We start from the raw sequence: 13,245 nt of genomic DNA on the forward strand, positions 1-13,245 counted from the left end.
CCGCCTTCGACGTGTCGGCCGCGTGCGCGGGCTTCTGCTACGGCCTCACGCTCGCGAACGACATGGTGCGCGGCGGCAGCGCCGAGTACGTGCTCGTCATCGGCGTCGAGCGGCTGTCCGACCTGACGAACCCCGACGACCGCTCGACGGCGTTCATCTTCGGCGACGGCGCCGGCGCCGCCGTGGTGGGCCCGTCGGACGTGCCGGGCATCGGCCCGGTGGTCTGGGGCTCGGACGGCGCCAACAAGGACACCATCACGCAGACCGAGTCGTGGGAGGAGCTGCGGAACAACTCCGACGCCCCCTTCCCGACGCTGCGCATGGAGGGCCAGACGGTCTTCCGCTGGGCCGTGTGGGAGATGGCGAAGGTCTGCCAGGAGGCCCTGGACGTCGCGGGCGTGCGGGCCGACCAGCTCGACGCGTTCATCCCGCACCAGGCCAACATGCGCATCACCGACGCGATGATCAAGGCCCTCAAGCTGCCCGCCGAGGTGCCCGTCGCGCGCGACATCGCGGAGACCGGCAACACCTCCGCGGCGTCCATCCCGCTGGCCATGGAGCGCATGCTCGAAACCGGCGAGGCACCCAGCGGGGGCACCGCGCTCGTCATGGGCTTCGGGGCCGGTCTCGTCTACGCGGGCCAGGTCATTACGCTTCCCTAGTCCCGCGCAGACCCGCGGTCGCCCCCGGCACGCCCGGGGGCTCCCCAGGACTCCCGCACATCGGCCGGCACCACGCGGCCGAGGACAACCACCACACGCACCACCGACGCATTCAAGGAGCACCATGGCAACGCAGGAGGAGATCCTCGCGGGTCTCGCCGAGATCGTGAACGAGATCGCCGGCACGGACGTCGAGGACGTCCAGGCCGACAAGTCGTTCACCGAGGACCTGGACATCGACTCGCTGTCGATGGTCGAGGTCGTCGTCGCCGCCGAGGAGAAGTTCGACGTCAAGATCCCGGACGACGACGTCAAGGGCCTGCGCACCGTCGGCGACGCCGTCAACTACATCCTCAAGGCCGCCTGACCCGGGCCGCCCCGAGGCACCGCCCGGCGGCGCCGAGCAGCGCCGGACCGCGACACGCGGCTCCGGCCGACCTGCCGGACGACGCCGGGCGAGACAGCCGACAGGTCCGGGTCCCGGACACGACCGCCCGGGCCGTCCCGCCGGGGCACCGGGCCCGGACCCGTCGGCGGCTGGCCGCCGACCGGCACCAGAACCACCTTCCGTTCCAACCTTCGTGGGAGTGATCTTCCAGTGAGCCCGACCAAGCGCACCGAGACCCCGCGCACCGTGGTCGTCACAGGTCTGGGCGCGACCACTCCGGTCGGCGGCGACGTCGCCTCGACCTGGTCCGCGCTGCTGGCCGGCAAGTCCGGCATCCGCACGCTGACCGAGGAGTGGGCCGAGCAGCTCCCCGTGCAGTTCGCCGGCCGCATCGCCGTCGAGCCGCTGGAGGTGATGCCGAAGGTCGAGGCGCGCAAGCTCGACCGGTCCGCGCAGTTCGCCATGATCGCGGCCCGCGAGGCCTGGGCGGACGCGGGCTACGCGGCCAAGAACACCGCCGGCGAGGACGGCGCCGGCACCACCGTGGAGCCCACCCGGCTCGGCGTGGTGATCGCGTCCGGCATCGGCGGCGTGACCACGCTGCTCGACGCGTGGGACGTCTTCAAGGAGAAGGGTCCGCGCCGCGTCGGACCGCTCGTGGTCCCGATGCTCATGCCCAACAGCCCGGCCGCCAACGTCGGCATCGAGCTGAGCGCGCGGGCCGGGGTGCACACCCCCGTGAGTGCGTGCGCGTCCGGTGCCGAGGCGGTGGCGTACGCGCTGGAGATGATCCGCTCGGGCCGCGCCGACGTGGTCGTGTGCGGCGGCACCGAGGCGGCCATCCACCCGCTGCCGATGGCCGCGTTCGCCAACATGATGGCGATGTCGAAGCGGAACGACGAGCCGCAGCGCGCGTCGCGCCCGTACGACAAGGCCCGCGACGGCTTCGTCATGGGCGAGGGGGCGGGCTGCCTGGTGCTGGAGAGCGCCGAGTACGCCGCCGCCCGCGGCGCCCGCGTGTACGCCGAGGTCGCCGGGGCCGGCATGACCTCGGACGGCCACCACATCGCGCAGCCCGAGCCCGAAGGCCGCGACATCGCGCGCGCGATGGCCTTCGCCATCGAGGACGCCGGAGCGTCCGTCGACCAGGTCGTGCACGTCAACGCGCACGGCACCTCGACCCCGGCCGGCGACATCACGGAGCTCAAGGCCATTCGCTCGGTGCTCGGCGACGCGGCTGCCGACAAGGTCACGGTGACCTCCACCAAGTCGATGACCGGCCACCTCCTGGGCGGCACGGGCGCCGTGGAGTCGGTCGCGACCGTGCTGGCGGTGTACCACCGCATGGCCCCGCCCACCATCAACGTCGACGACCCCGACGACGAGGTCTGCCTGGACATCGTCCGGAACGACCCGCGGCCGCTGCCGGACGGGGAGATCGTCGCCCTCAACGACTCGTTCGGATTCGGCGGGCACGACGTGGTCGTCGCCTTCCGCAGCACGGGCTGACGTCCGTTCGGGACGGAGTTGTCCCGCACCACGACCGTCACGGGCAACCGCCCGGCGGCAGCCGCGCGCGGCAGGCCCCGCACCGGCGGGGCCGCTGCTCCTGTCCCCCCATGCTCGACCACGTCGCAACGTTCTGCACCCGCCAGATGTCCGGCAGGCCGACCGGGACAGCGCCCCGCGCAACCCGCGGCTCCGCGAGGCCATCGCGGAGCCGCCGCGGGTGCGCGGGGCGCACGGGAACATTTCGCTGTAGCGGGCCATGGCAGTGGGCGGCCAACGGTTGGCAGTTGGTAGGGCGACGGTTGGCAGTTGGCAGGCGACGGTCGGCGGTTGGCAGTTGTCGGTCGGCCACGCCGCCGTCCGCGCCGGTGGCACGCCCACGTCGCCTACCTCTCCCCGTCTTCCTCTCCTCCTGCCACTCCTGACTCCTCCTGCTTCTCCTGCGTGCCTGCGGTCGGCTGCGCGTACGTCTGCTCGGCTGCGGTTGCCCCGTTGGAGTGATGGAGTGTGCCGCCCGCGCGTGCGGGTCGTTGGGCCGGGTGTCCACACGCCCCGCACGCCGGGCCGTACCCCAGCCAGAAGGGCAGTCCCATGCGCGCAAGTCGAGCCGCGGCAGCCACCGTCGTCGCCCTCGGAGTCGGGGCGGCCGTCGCACCCGTCGCCCAGGCCGCCGAGACGACGGCTCTCCCGGTACCCATCGAGCAGGTCAACCCGGCCTCCAACTGGTTCGGCCCCAACGACCTCTGGTACGCCGGGGGTTCCTTCGGCGGTTCGGGGACGACGTCGTTCGGCGGCTCGGGCGACACGTCCTTCGGTGGCTCGGGGAGCTGAACGGGGCACCGGCTGCACGTTCCTGACGGTGTCGGCGGGCGCCCGGGCACCGGGACGACGCCCGCAGCACGGCAACAGGACAGCAGGACAGCAGGACAGCCACAGAACGCCCGCGGAAGGCACGCGAAGGGGCCGCTCCCTCTCCCGGGAACGGCCCCTCGCCTTACGGCTCTTGTATGCCCGTCCTCACCCCGCGGCCCGGCCCCGGCCTCAATACCTCGCCGGGCCCGTCCCGCGCGGGTCCGCGGTCTTCGTTCAGACGACCTGGTGCAGCCAGCGCACCGGCGCGCCCTCGCCCGCGTAGCGGAACGGCTCCAACTCGTCGTCCCATGGCTTGCCGAGGAGCTTCTCGATCTCGCTCTGGAGATCGCACTCGCCGCGCGCGGCCCGCCCGAGCACCGCGCGCAGGCGGTCCTCCGGAATCAGGATGTCGCCGTGCGCGCCCGTGACCGCGTGGAAGATGCCGAGGTCCGGCGTGTTGCTGTAGCGCTCGCCCTCGGCGCCGGGCGACGGCTCCTCGGTGACCTCGAAGCGCAGCAGGTGCCATCCGCGCAGTGCGGACGCCAGCTTCGCCGCGGTGCCCGGGCGTCCGTGCCACGACATCTCGGCGCGCAGCATCCCCGGCGCGGCCGGCTGACGGACCCAGTCCAGGCTCAGGCGCACGCCAAGAACGCCCTGTGCGGCCCACTCGACGTGGGGACACAGCGCGCGCGGCGCGGAGTGCACGTACAAGACTCCACGTGTCGTCACTGGGACCTCCAGGCTAAGGACGAGGTTCGCCTTCCCCAGCGGCCTCGGGTCCTGCCTTGGTCACCCGTGTCGACTCACGTGCCCTACCGTGCGTCCGTCTTCTTCTGTCCTCTTGCTCCTCGACTGCCGTGCGGTACCGGCCGCATGTGCTCCTACGTGCAGTTTGCGCGCTTCATTGTGCCTCACACACATCGGAAGCACCACGAGCAACAATCACTCTCCGTATGCACAAAGAGCAATACACCGATAACCGGAGTTCCAAACGTCACTCACAGTCTCGGATTCTGTGAGCCACTGCACTCACCCTGCCCCCCGCATCGCGAACCCATCCCTCGGCACCCGAGCATTCACCCGAAGGGATGACATACCGTCAGGAGGAGCCGCAAACGCCAACCGCCCGCGACACCCGATGTGTTCGAGGGTAGGCGGCGGGGCGCGGATGCGCAGGAGGATTCGACCGGGCAATCCGCGTGGGTGGGGACGGAGGGGGCGACAGTGGGCATGGGGAGCGGGGCGGGGCTGCCGCGCGGGCGGAGGGCGGCGCGTTCCACAGCGGCCGGGCCGGACGCCGGCGAGGCCGCGGGGGTTCGAACGCCGGGGCGTGGCAAGGCCGGACGCGGACCGCTGCGGCGCAGAGCCGGTGCCGTACTGGCGTCCCTCGCTCTTGCCGCCGTCGCCGCGTGCTCCTCGGGGTCGGGCTCCGAGGGCGTCGCACGCGCGGGCGAGGATCTGGGCGTGGTCCCGGCCGGACCGACGGGTACGTCCGCGGGTCCGTTGGCCACGTCGTCGCCGACGACCGCCGGGCGGACACCGACGACGGGGCCGTCCACGGGAACCTCCGCGGCGCCGAGCACGAGCAGGCCGCCGACCCGGCCGGCCGGGCCCTTCCCGCGGCCGAGGTCGATGGCCGCGCTCGGCGACTCGATCACGCGTGCGTACGACGCGTGTTCGGTGCCGCTGAAGGACTGCCCGTCGAAGTCGTGGGCGACCGGCGACGATGTCGACAGCCACGCGAAGCGCCTCGGCGTGCCGCGCCAGGCGGTCCACAACAACGCGCGGACCGGCGCGCGCATGAACGAGCTCGACGACCAGGCGCGCGTCGCGGTCGGCCAGGGCGTGGAGTACGTCACGGTCCTCCTCGGCGCGAACGACGCCTGCCGCGACAAGGAGTCGCAGATGACGTCGGTCTCCGAGTTCGAGCAGCAGGTGCGCGAGGGCCTGGCGGTGCTGCGCGACGGCCTGCCCGGTGTGCGGGTGCTCGTGGTGAGCATTCCGGACGTCGCGCGCCTGTGGGAGGTGGCCCGCGGCGAGCGCATGGCCCGGGCGGTGTGGTCGACGGGCATCTGCCAGACCGTGCTGTCCGATCCGGAGTCGACGAAGCCGGACGACATCGAGCGGCGGCAGCGCGTACGGGACCGGGTCGTCGCGTACAACGAGGTGCTGCGGAAGGCGTGCAACGAATGGGCGGCCCAGTGCCGTTACGACGGCGGCGCGGTGAACGCGCACCGCTTCACGAAGAACGACCTGAGCCACTGGGACTGGTTCCACCCGAGCGGGCAGGGCCAGGGCGTCATCGCCGATCTGACGAGCCGCAACGGCTTCCGCTGGCAGTAGCCCACTCGGGGACGTGCCGCTCGGGCGCCACCCCAACGCCACCCACCCGAACGGGTGAAACCTCGCGGTTCGTTGCGGACAGTGTTGCTAAGCTCGCGGGCGAAGCGCGACAGTAGCCGGGCAAACACAATCTGTGATCGGCGATCGCACCCGGTGCGCACGGTTCCCTCCGCAGTTCCGGAGCAAACCGCGCGACCGGCCGGACGATCATGCGCGCCTACGTGACTTGTGGGGCGGGTGGGACTCGAACCCACGACCGAGGGATTATGAGTCCCTTGCTCTAACCGGCTGAGCTACCGCCCCGTGCCGAACCTGACCGGTATCGGCCCCGGCAGCATAGCCGTTCGCGATGCAACCCTGCTCGCCGGGTTTCCGGTCGACCGCCTCCCGCACTCCCCACGCACGCCCCGGGTACGCCTTCCGCGCAGGGTCCCGGGCACCGCGCACCGCTTGGGGGCGGGCGAAAAGCCGTTCCCGGGTGCCTCTTTCGCATTCCGCCGGGCACTGTGCTGCTTTCGGGTGACGGGGGATGTGACCGCAACTGGCGTGGGTATTGCGGCAGGTGCGGTGCGACGCCGCGTTTGGGCCGGGCGCGCGTACCGGTCGGCCGACAGCAGAAAGCCCCATGGCTACGGCCATGGGGCTTGTCGTGATCCTCGCGGGGCTGCTCCCCCGACTGGACTCGAACCAGTAACCTGCCGGTTAACAGCCGGCTGCTCTGCCAATTGAGCTACAGGGGATTGCGCTGACCGCCTTGGCGATCGCTGCGTGGAATACATTAGCGCACTCCGAGGGGTACCTCGTACACGGGTTTTCCGGGGCGATACGCCCGCGCCCGGCGGGGCACACCCGGCCTGGGAGGCGCCACCTGGCAGACTCACGGTCGACCCCGGCCTCCCGTGCCGTGCCCCGGCCTGCCCCCGCGGCGGTTGTCCTGCCGTCCTCGCGGGTAGTCGTGGACTCGCAGCAACGGACGGGGCCGCACCTTATGGAGGGAATCCCCATGGGCACCCGCATCACCTTCGTCGCCGGCCTCGCCGTCGGGTACGTCCTGGGCGCCAAGGCCGGACGGGACCGGTACGACCAGATCCGCAAGGCGACGCGCAGCTTCGTCGACAGCGCGCCGGTGCAGAGCGCCGGCCACGCGGCGGCGGGCTTCAGCCGCGACGCGGGCGGCAAGGCCGTGCAGAAGCTCGGCGAGCACCTGCCGGAGCGCGTCGGGCGCCATTTGCCGGACAAGTTCGCGTCGTCGGACGGCGTGCACCACAACGGGCGCAGTGCGGCGAATCGGCGGTACGACGACGGGCTCTAGGAGCCTTTGGAGTCGGGCTCGGGAGCTTATGGCTCGGGGGCTTTGGCTTCGGAGGTTGGCTCCGGAGGTTGGCTTCGGAGAGTGGGGCCGGCCCGGCGGCGCTCGCCTCTGGAGTGTGACTCCGGAGCCGGGGCGATCGGACCCGACCGAAACCGCCCTCAGCCCCGCCGGTGCCGTCCCGTCACGCCGCCCGCCTCGCGCGCGGCGGCCTCGGGGTGGAGTCCGTCGCGGACCTCCGCGTACTGCTCGCGTACCGCCGCACCGACCGCGAGGTCTTCGTCGCCGACGGCCGCGAAGGCCGTCGCGGGCCGGGGCCAGGCCGGGACGTCGGGCTTGCCGGACAGCGCCCACGCGGCCTGCCGGGCGACGCCCAGGGCCGCCGACCGCGCCGCCTCGGTCGGCTCGGGGACCGCCACCGGGACGCCGAACACCATCGGGGCCACCGCGCGCACCGCCGCCGAGCGCGCTCCGACGCCGACCAGGATCACGCGTTCGACCGGCACGCCGCAGGTGCGCAGCACGTCCAGCGCGTCGGCGAGCCCGCACACCATGCCCTCGACCGCCGCCCGGGCGAAGGCCTCGGGCGTCATGCTCTCCCGGTGCAGCCCGGTCAGCGTCCCGGCGGCGTGCGGGAGGTTGGGGACGCGCTCGCCGTCCAGGTACGGCAGCATCACCAGCCCGCAAGCGCCCGGGGTCGCACGGAGCGCGAGTTCGTCGAAGCCCGCCGTGTCGACGCCGAGCATGGCCGCGGCGCCGCGCAGCACGCGGACGGCGTTGAGGGTGCGCACGATGGGCAGCCGCCGCCCCGACGCGTCCGCGAGGCCCGCGACCGCGGGATCGGCGGTCGGGGCGTCGTGCACCGCGAACGCCGCACCGGCCGCGCCGACCGCGATGACGGCGTCGCCGTGTTCGAGGCCGAGGCCGAACGCGAGAGCCGCCTCGGCGCCCGCGCCCGCCGAGATGACGAGCCCTTCCGGAGTACGCCCGGCGGCCTCGCCGGGCGCGACGAGGTGCGGCAGGCGCACCGCACGCCCGAAGGCCCGCTCGGCGAGGTCCTCGCGCCAGCCGCCGGTCTGCGGGGACCAGTAGCCGGTGGTCGACGCGTCCGAGCGGTCGGTGGTCAACTCGGCCGGGCAGCCGAGGAGTTGCCAGGTGAGCCAGTCGTGCGGGAGGGCCGCGGCCACGACGCGGGCGGCCTCCTCGGGCTGGAAGCGCAGGAGGCGGCGCAGGTGCGACACCGCCGTGGCGGCGTTCGGGACCAGGCCGGTGGCGGTCAACCACTCCTGGGCGCCGCCCAGTTCCTCCACCAGTTCGGCCGCGGCGCCCGAGGCGCTGATGTCGTCGTGCGCGAGCGGCGGCGCTACCACGACGCCCTGGGCGTCCAGCGCTATGAGGCCGTGCCCTTGGGCGGTGACGCCGATGGCCTCGACGTCGTCCAGGGTGCCCCCGCCGGCCGCCTCGCCGAACGCCCGCAGCCACGAAACCGGGTCGCCGTGCGCACCGTCCGCGAAGCGCACCACCGCCTGGCGGCGGATGTCGCCGGTGTCGCCGTCGCACACGACGATCCGGGCGGCCCGGTGCGAGCAGTGGACCCCGGCGACGAGACGACCGCGCATGCTGACCATGGCCCGAGTTTAGGAGGCGGCAGGTGTGGCGCGGGGCCGGACCGTGTGGCCGGCGGTGCGGCCGGGCGAGCGGTCGCGTGCGGCGTTCCCTGCCGCCTTCGCGCCGGTGTCACGTGTCGAGGTAACCGCGCAACTGGTCGGCGTACGTGCGGTCGCGGAGCTTGGACAACGTGCGCGATTCGATCTGCCGTATGCGCTCGCGGGTGACCCCGAACTTGCGTCCGATCTCCTCCAGCGTGTGCGGCTGCCCGTCGGCCAGCCCGTAGCGCATCCGCACCACGCTCTTCTCGCGGTCGCCGAGCGTGGACAGCAGGGCCTCCAGGTGCTCGCGCAACATGAGGTACGCGGCGGACTCGGGGGGCGAGGCGGCGTCGGCGTCCTCGACGATGTCGCCGAGCAGCACTTCGTCCTCGCCGACCGGGGTATGCAGCGAGACCGGGTCCTGGGCGAGGCGCAGGACGTCGACCACCCGCGCCGGGTCGAGGTCGAGCACGGCGGCCAGGTCCTCGGGGGTCGGCTCCTCACCGCGCTCCTGGAGGAGGCGGCGCTGCACGCGGACGACGCGGTTGATCAGTTCGACGACGTGCACCGGCACGCGGATCGTGCGGGCCTGGTCGGCAAGGGCCCGGCTCATTGCCTGGCGGATCCACCAGGTCGCGTACGTCGAGAACTTGTAGCCGCGCGTGTAGTCGAACTTCTCGACTGCCCGGATGAGTCCGAGGTTGCCTTCCTGGATCAGGTCGAGGAGGCTCAGGCCGCGCCCGACGTAGCGCTTGGCGACGGAGACGACGAGCCGCAGATTGGCCTCGATGAGGCGGCGCTTGGCGGCGCAGCCCTCGGCCACGAGGAGTTCGAGTTCGGCGCGCAGGGCGCGGTCGTCGCGAGCGCGGTCGTCGCGGGCCGGGTCGTCGCGGGCGTGTTCGCGGGCCAGCTTCTCTTCGGCGAACACTCCCGCCTCGACCGTGCGGGCGAGTTCGACTTCGTCGGCGGCGCTGAGGAGCGGGATGCGGCCGATCTCGCGCAGGTATTGGCGTAGGAGGTCGGCGGAGGGGCCGTGTGAGTCGTCCAGCGCCGCGGGGCGTTCGGGCGCGGAGTCGGGGTCGGGGTCGGCCGGGTCGTCGGGGGCGTCTGTCCTCTGGTCCTGCGGAGGCGGCCGGCCGGGCGCCTCCGAGCGCCTCGTCGTGTGCTGCTGCACGTTCCCCAGTTTGGGGCAAGCACTCCCGGAAGCCGAGAGTGTGAACCTCCCGAGAATGACGAAATTGCCAGCGGGCTATGGCAGATCCGGCGGAACCAGAGGGAACCCGGGGATTCCGCCGGCGCCGAGCCGGCCCCGCCGAGCCCGCGGGCGCCGAACCCGGGGCGTCGAGCCCCCGACACCGAGCCCGCGGCGCCGGCCCCGCACGCGCCGGGCTCAGATCCCGAGCTTGGCCGCAATCCCGTCGAGCAGGCATTCGAGCCCGAACTCGAAGCGCCCCTCGGTGTCGTCCTTGCGCAGCGCATGGAGTCCGTAGCGGCGGTACACGGGGTAGCGCCCGCTCTCCATCAGCCACTGCATGTGCGGGGCGTACGCCTCCCGCAGGTCGTCGCGGGACTGCCACTGGCGACTCTTGAGCAGTTCGAGGTGCCCCACCTCGTCGGCGATGGCGCCGCGCACGTACGACATGACGGCGTACTGCGCGTCCGCCATGGTGTCGATGTCGAGCCCCAGCCCGTCGAACGCGGACAGTGCGCGCTCCACACTCGCCATGACGCGCGGCGTGATGTTGACGACGCTGCGCGCCGAGAGTTCGACCGTCCACGGGTGGCGCAGCGCGACGCCGCGGATCTGGTGGGCGTGGGCGCGCATGACGTCGCGCCAGGTCTCGCCGGGGACGACGGGGTTGCCGTGCTTCGCGTACGCCTCGTCGAGCATCAGTTCCAGCAGCTCTTCCTTGGACGCCACGTAGCGGTACAGCGCCATCGTCGTGACGCCCAGGTGGCCGGAGAGCTTGCGCATCGAGACGGCGTCGAGCCCTTCGGCGTCGGCGATCTCGACGGCCGCGGCGGCGATCGAAGCGTGGGTCAGGGTCGTGCGGGGAGCCTTGGCGGGCTTCTCCATGCGCTCCCACACCGAGGCATGGGGTGCTTGGGCCTGCTTGTCGGTCGGGTCGTTCGCCTTCTCGTCCACCTGGGCCATGGCCGGGGGCTCCTCTCGCTGATTGCGTACACCGTATCAAGAGCTGTACACCGTACACATTCGTGTGTACGGTGTACGCAGCTCGATAACGCCGTACACAGCGCTTGCTTTCCGGAGGATCACCATGAGCACCACGACCACCCCCCAGACCGACGCCGCGGCGACCGACACGACCCCGGTCCGTCTCGCCGTCGTCCTCGCGAGCACCCGCGACGGCCGCTTCGGACCGACCGTCGGCAAGTGGTTCACCGGGCTCGCCGGGCAGCGCGACGACCTGGTGGTCGACGTCGTCGACCCGGTCGAGACGCCCGTCCCGTACGCGATGACCTGGGGTGACCCGACGCCGGACGACGCCGCGCTGTTCGCCGCGGTGACGCCGCGGCTGGCCGCCGCCGACGCGTTCGTGGTGGTGACGCCGGAGTACAACCACAGCTTCCCGGCGCCGCTGAAGAACCTGATCGACCAGCACTTCGCCGAATGGCAGGCCAAGCCGGTCGGGTTCGTCGCGTACGGCGGCCTCTCGGGTGGCCTGCGCGCGGTCGAACACCTCCGTCAGGTCTTCGCCGAACTGCACGCCGTCACGGTGCGGGACACGGTCAGCTTCCACGGCGCGGCCGGTGCCTTCGAGGGCGACGTGCCCCGCGACCCCGAGGGCTGCGGGACGGCCGCCAAGACGATGCTCGACCAGGTCGTGTGGTGGGCCCGGGCGCTCCGCGACGCCAAGGCGGCCCGGCCGTACGGCTCCTGAGCGCTCCCCGACGAGGAATCGGAGCCGTGATGGCCACGACCGCGCTGGAGAACGACGACGGCCCGGGGAAGCTCGCGGGTCCCGGCACCACGCCGGATCCCGGCACCGCGCCGGGGCCCGGCACCGCCCCGGGCCTCGGGAGCACGGAGACCCACCGGGCGGAAGGCGAGGCTGCTGGGCCGCCGGGGAAGATCGGGCGGCACCTGCTGGCTGTCGCACTGGTGGTCGTCCTCGGCATGGCCATGACCGGGCTCGACATGACCGCCGTCAACGTCTCGCTCAACAGGCTCTCGTCGGACTTCTCGACCTCGCTGGCGACCGTGCAGTGGGTCGCGACCGCGTACACGCTCGCGCTGGCCGCGGTGATCCCGGTGAGCGCATGGGCGATCGGCCGCTTCGGCACGCGGCGCGTGTTCATGGCTTCGGTGGCGCTGTTCCTCGGCGGTTCCGTGCTGTGCGGCACGGCGTGGTCGATCGAGTCGCTGATCGCCTTCCGCGTACTCCAGGGCCTCGGCGGCGGCATGATCATGCCGGTCGGGATGACGATCATGGCTCGCCAGGCGGGCGACCGGATGCCGCAGGTCATGGCCGTCGTCGGCATCCCGATGCAGGTCGCGCCGATGGCCGGACCGCTGATCGGCGGCTGGCTGGTCGACGCGGTCTCGTGGCGCTGGATCTTCTACCTGAACGTGCCGGTCGCGATCGGCGCGCTGCTGCTCGCGGCGCGCGTGCTCGGCCCCGACGAGCCGTCGCCCACCCGGCCGTTGGACGTCAAGGGGCTGCTGCTCCTCTCCCCCGGGCTGTCCGCGCTGATCTTCGGCCTGACGACGGGCGCGCACAACGGCGACTTCGCCGACGTCTCGGCCGCGCTGCCCACCACCGCGGGCGCGCTGCTGGTGGCGACGTTCGTGACACACGCGCTGCGCGCCGAGCACCCGCTGATCGACCTGCGGCTGCTGCGCGAGCGGGCGGTCGCCACGTCGGCGGCCACGCTGGCGCTGTTCATGTGCGGGTTCTTCGGGATGATGCTGCTCGCGCCGATGTACTACCAGATGGTGCGGGGCGAAAGCGCCACCGCCACCGGCCTGTTGCTGGTGCCGTCGGGGCTCGGCACGGTCGTCACGATGCCGCTGGGCGCGCGCCTCATGGGACAGGTCGGGCCGCGGCGGATCCTGCTGACCGGGCTGTCGCTGGCGACGGTCGGGCTGAGCACGTTCGCGGTGCTCGTGGGGTCGGACGCGTCCTACTGGGCCCTCGGCGCATCGCTGTTCGTCACCGGCGCGGGCATGGGGATGACGATGATGCCCACGATGACGTCCGCGATGCAGACGCTCCAGCCGGACGCCGTGCCGGTGGCCAGCACGCTGCTGAACATCATCCAGCAGGTGGGCGCCTCGGCCGGGACCGCGCTGATCTCGCTGGTGCTGGCGAACGCGCTGTCGGGACGCGCGGCGGCGGACGCGCCGGCGGCGTTCCAGATCAGCTACGCGGTGGGCATCGGCCTGCTGGTGCTGGCGCTCGTACCGGCGTCGCGGGTGGCGCGGGCGATGGCCCCGACCGAGGCACCGGGTCGGATCGGGCACGCACCGGGTTGAGTCCGGCCGCCAGGTTGAGTCCGGCCGCCGAGTTC

The 13,245-nt window shown here is 72.5% G+C and carries 12 protein-coding genes and 2 tRNA genes; 8 read left to right on the forward strand and 6 right to left on the reverse strand.

Going from position 1 to position 13,245, the window contains the following annotated elements; translation table 11 throughout:
- The 4 genes from ACRX5S_RS12545 to ACRX5S_RS12560 form a co-directional block, all read left to right on the forward strand.
- Window positions 1-662, forward strand: a 662-nt coding sequence (locus ACRX5S_RS12545; protein WP_436772961.1) for a beta-ketoacyl-ACP synthase 3, incomplete at its 5' end; no start/stop codon positions are given.
- A 124-nt stretch (window positions 663-786) separates the two neighbouring features.
- Window positions 787-1,029: an acyl carrier protein gene (locus ACRX5S_RS12550; RefSeq protein ID WP_436772962.1), complete on the forward strand. Its 243-nt coding sequence runs from the start codon at window positions 787-789 to the stop codon at window positions 1,027-1,029.
- A 231-nt stretch (window positions 1,030-1,260) separates the two neighbouring features.
- Window positions 1,261-2,559: a beta-ketoacyl-ACP synthase II gene (gene fabF / locus ACRX5S_RS12555; RefSeq protein ID WP_436772963.1), complete on the forward strand. Its 1,299-nt coding sequence runs from the start codon at window positions 1,261-1,263 to the stop codon at window positions 2,557-2,559.
- Between the two features lie 591 nt (window positions 2,560-3,150).
- Complete coding sequence (locus ACRX5S_RS12560) at window positions 3,151-3,390, forward strand: hypothetical protein (protein WP_436772964.1); 240 nt, start codon at window positions 3,151-3,153, stop codon at window positions 3,388-3,390.
- A 255-nt stretch (window positions 3,391-3,645) separates the two neighbouring features.
- On the opposite strand, the gene ACRX5S_RS12565 is transcribed toward ACRX5S_RS12560, so the two are convergent.
- Entirely contained in the window at window positions 3,646-4,140 is a 495-nt protein-coding gene (locus ACRX5S_RS12565; protein ID WP_358348110.1) for a DUF3145 domain-containing protein, read from the reverse strand.
- 903 nt (window positions 4,141-5,043) lie between these two features.
- On the opposite strand from ACRX5S_RS12565, the gene ACRX5S_RS12570 reads away from it, so the two are divergent.
- Window positions 5,044-5,754 carry an SGNH/GDSL hydrolase family protein gene (locus ACRX5S_RS12570; protein ID WP_436772965.1) on the forward strand — a complete coding sequence of 237 codons (711 nt, stop codon included), beginning with the start codon at window positions 5,044-5,046 and terminating at the stop codon, window positions 5,752-5,754.
- A gap of 229 nt (window positions 5,755-5,983) precedes the next feature.
- Here ACRX5S_RS12570 and ACRX5S_RS12575 read toward each other — a convergent pair.
- Window positions 5,984-6,057: transfer RNA gene (locus ACRX5S_RS12575), tRNA-Ile, on the reverse strand.
- Between the two features lie 364 nt (window positions 6,058-6,421).
- A tRNA-Asn gene (locus tag ACRX5S_RS12580) sits at window positions 6,422-6,494 on the reverse strand.
- A gap of 263 nt (window positions 6,495-6,757) precedes the next feature.
- Here ACRX5S_RS12580 and ACRX5S_RS12585 point away from each other — a divergent pair.
- A complete protein-coding gene (locus ACRX5S_RS12585) occupies window positions 6,758-7,066 on the forward strand; it encodes a YtxH domain-containing protein (protein ID WP_436772966.1) in 309 nt (102 codons plus the stop codon).
- Between the two features lie 158 nt (window positions 7,067-7,224).
- Here the strand turns inward: ACRX5S_RS12585 and ACRX5S_RS12590 are convergent, their stop codons facing one another.
- The 3 genes from ACRX5S_RS12590 to ACRX5S_RS12600 all read right to left on the reverse strand — a co-directional run bounded on the left by ACRX5S_RS12590 (window position 7,225) and on the right by ACRX5S_RS12600 (window position 10,867).
- Window positions 7,225-8,691, reverse strand: a complete 1,467-nt coding sequence (locus ACRX5S_RS12590) for an FGGY family carbohydrate kinase (RefSeq protein ID WP_436772967.1) — start codon at window positions 8,689-8,691, stop codon at window positions 7,225-7,227.
- Between the two features lie 109 nt (window positions 8,692-8,800).
- Window positions 8,801-9,886, reverse strand: coding sequence for an RNA polymerase sigma factor (locus tag ACRX5S_RS12595; protein WP_436772968.1), 1,086 nt, complete (start codon window positions 9,884-9,886; stop codon window positions 8,801-8,803).
- Between the two features lie 216 nt (window positions 9,887-10,102).
- Complete coding sequence (locus ACRX5S_RS12600; protein ID WP_436772969.1) at window positions 10,103-10,867, reverse strand: TetR/AcrR family transcriptional regulator C-terminal domain-containing protein; 765 nt, start codon at window positions 10,865-10,867, stop codon at window positions 10,103-10,105.
- Between the two features lie 124 nt (window positions 10,868-10,991).
- Here ACRX5S_RS12600 and ACRX5S_RS12605 point away from each other — a divergent pair, with 124 nt between their 5' ends.
- Window positions 10,992-11,615 (forward strand): NADPH-dependent FMN reductase, encoded by a 624-nt coding sequence (locus tag ACRX5S_RS12605; RefSeq protein WP_436772970.1) that lies wholly within the window; start codon window positions 10,992-10,994, stop codon window positions 11,613-11,615.
- 29 nt (window positions 11,616-11,644) lie between these two features.
- On the forward strand, window positions 11,645-13,210 hold the full coding sequence (locus ACRX5S_RS12610) for a DHA2 family efflux MFS transporter permease subunit (protein ID WP_436772971.1): 1,566 nt from the start codon (window positions 11,645-11,647) through the stop codon (window positions 13,208-13,210).
- Window positions 13,211-13,245 lie beyond the last annotated feature (35 nt).

It is taken from the genome of Yinghuangia sp. YIM S09857, assembly GCF_051388915.1.
Taxonomy (GTDB): Bacteria; Actinomycetota; Actinomycetes; order Streptomycetales; family Streptomycetaceae; genus Yinghuangia.